General features: G+C 37.1%; 2 protein-coding genes and 1 pseudogene. All 3 read right to left on the bottom strand.

Going from position 1 to position 3,016, the window contains the following annotated elements:
* Positions 1–201: 201 nt before the first annotated feature.
* Positions 202–1,257 (bottom strand): inverse autotransporter beta domain-containing protein, encoded by a 1,056-nt coding sequence (locus RYM16_RS08935; protein WP_314983394.1) that lies wholly within the window; start codon positions 1,255–1,257, stop codon positions 202–204.
* A 137-nt stretch (positions 1,258–1,394) separates the two neighbouring features.
* A pseudogene (locus RYM16_RS08940) lies at positions 1,395–2,090 on the bottom strand (inverse autotransporter beta domain-containing protein); the annotation flags it as partial.
* A gap of 53 nt (positions 2,091–2,143) precedes the next feature.
* Entirely contained in the window at positions 2,144–2,632 is a 489-nt protein-coding gene (locus RYM16_RS08945) for a hypothetical protein (protein WP_314983395.1), read from the bottom strand.
* Between the last annotated feature and the right edge of the window lie 384 nt (positions 2,633–3,016).

A 3,016-nucleotide genomic window follows, 5' to 3' on the forward strand; every position in this document is an offset into this window, starting at 1 on the left:
TATTTGAACAATACGTAGGCAACGAAGTATCCTTGAACTATTGGATTCAAAAAACAATCAATACCTTGGAAATACCTGAACTAGATAACTGGAAAAAACTCAGTGTACCTAAGGCGTTACAATAAAAATGACCCAAAACATAAAAGGAGCTAGTACATAAAATACTAGCTCCTTTTTATAACCTATAAATAGGCTAAACTATTATAAATGATCATGAGGGTAATGAACACGGAAGTCCCCATTTAGTTCCATAGCCTGAATATCTTGTCGTTCAATCTTATCGAGCATTTTAGAACGAGCAGTTGTCATGCTATTATCACTATGCTTTCCACCAAAGAGAGCGAACTTAGATTTACCAAGCGTATACAAAGTTTGTACATAAAACTCTCCAGAATGGCCAAACGGTTTATCATAGCCTAGGCCAACAGAAATATGAGGGGTCATATTCACATTGACACCTGTCTTAAAGCCATTATTAGAGATACCATTTACAGGGAATGCGATATTATAGTTATAAATATCATCACTAGTCCATTCTATGTCTCTAATCTCACCATTCATATGATTCCAGTGATAGCGGTCAATGTAGGCTCGAATATAACGGGCATTTTTAAAAGTTCGCGCATATCCGATATCATATCCAGAGGCAACTCGTTTTTCATGACTTTCACCAACATTAACGCCTGTATCTGGCATATTATAAGGTGCGGGAATCATTTCGTCACGTATAGTCAAACTATGAGACGACGTGGTATGTCCTAGTGGTTTATAGAAATTAGCATAAAATTCATTTTCACCAGTTATATATTCTACACCTAAACTGGCACGCTTATAATGTTCTTTGAAAGCATAATCATAGAAGGTATTGATACCCACGTAGCTATGCTCCCCTTTACTTAATCGTCGATAGCCAAGTCCTATACTGCCAGTTGTCCCTATAGATTGTGTAGATTGATTAAAGTCATATTCATATACAATTCCGCCTGCATTACGAGTAGCATGATTCGCATACCCATTGGCAACTTGACTTACACCGCCATGAGAACTAACCTTGCCTTGTACAAATACTACGCTCTTAGAGTTGTTATCATAATGACCTATAGGTTGTAAGGTCTCTATGCCATATATTGGCTTGTGATTGGTTTGAAACTTCGCTGAGACATCGGTTCTATCAGCCCAATTTTGATGAATACTTGCATCCACTTGTGTAGCATTCCCATTATCAGCACTATCCGCTAATGCAACAGACCAGCACATTGTGCAAGCTGCTACACCGAGTAATACCCGTATATTAAACCTAGTATTAAAATGCATATAAGTTTTACCCTTCCCTCACAAATTTATTATAGTGATATCTTTCTTATCAGCCCAAGTCTATTTTAGTTGATTATGATTTATAAACCTACATCAGTAACACCATGATCATAGTTTTCTTCCATAATTTCTTGTACAACCATATCACTACGATGAACTTTATCAAGCATCTTAGCGCGTGCTGTTGTAATAGCACTTTCACTATGTTTACCACCATGCCAAGCAAACTTAGATGTACCAATTGTATATTTCAAAGTTGCATAAGGACCGCTCAAATGATGGGATGCTGTTTTGTAACCTGCATCAAGGGTAAGATGTGGTGTAATATGGAGTTCTGCACCTAATTTAAACCCTTTAATATCGTCGCGTTTATTTAATTTATAATAACCTACCCTTACTGTATCTCTTCCACGCCAGTTATAGTAGTCCGCATATACACGAGCCCATCGAGCATTTTTAAATGTTCGCGCATAGCCAATATCATAACCCCGAGCTACAGTATTTTCACTTAAGCTCCAGTGATTTTCGTAATCGACCTTAGCATAATTATAAAGACTAGTATCATCATCTCTACCATATGGATACAATCCTGTAGGATCATACCATGTACTAGTTCGACCATGAAGGCCTGTATATTTTCTTTCATTAGATCCTAAGTTTTTATAAATATTGGCATGGAATTCATTAAGCCCTACCACATATTCTAAGCCGCCACTAACACGCTTATAACCACCATTAAACACATGGTCATAGAATGCATTGACACCAACATAAGCATGTTCACCTTTGCTAAGACGACGATACCCTACACCAACATTAGCATTTACACCTAGGGATTCTTGTTTCTTTGTTTCACCCTCATGAACTGTGTCCCTGCCGGCCTATCTGGAACCCAATAGTTATTTAATTTATTAGAGGATATCTTTTCACCACTACGTCCTATACGCCCTTGTACAAAAAACACACTTTTAGTATGTTCATCATAATGAGTTACAGGTTGTAATGTCTCAATGTATAACTTGTTGAGTTCTGTAGATTTAGATTTATCAGAAGACCCAACAATAGGATGATTTTCCCAAGGCATAAAATTATGGTATTGATGGCTACTCGACCCTTCAGAGTGTTTCACACCAACCCCAACAAACACATCTGTGCGATCCATCCAATTAGAACGAACAGCTTCATGTTTAGCCTCATTCACTTCTGTAGTAGAATCTGCAATACCTTGTCCATGCCCATTAGCTGCCATTCCTGTAATAGTGAAAGCACATCCTATAGATCCTAAAACTAACGCCTTAATGATTACGTTTTTTCTCATGACTTACACGCTCCCCTCGTTTTGCATAAGAAATAAAACCACACAACACTGTACGCCCTTCACGTTTATTTCATGGTTTATTCATCTTAATTATAGGTACCCTATTTTCCATAGTCAATACAAAGCCCTATAGTTAAACGATAATTAAATCTTCTCTAAATCATTATGTTACAAATTGATTTCTATTTTCAGGCAAAAGAAAAAGACCACCGCAAGCAGGGTGGTCTTTTTTCTGGGGAATGAAATTGTTATTTGAATAAAGGCAATAAAGCGTTAGCTAAACCAGTAAGCGCTGCCAAGATTGCTTTAACGATTGCTGCAACCATTTCTCTTCCTCCTTCTCATATAAGAACAAGAACTAAACTAACTATAAACATCTTAAAC

Origin of the sequence: uncultured Veillonella sp. (genome assembly GCF_963524655.1) — a bacterium.
Classification (GTDB): domain Bacteria; phylum Bacillota; class Negativicutes; order Veillonellales; family Veillonellaceae; genus Veillonella.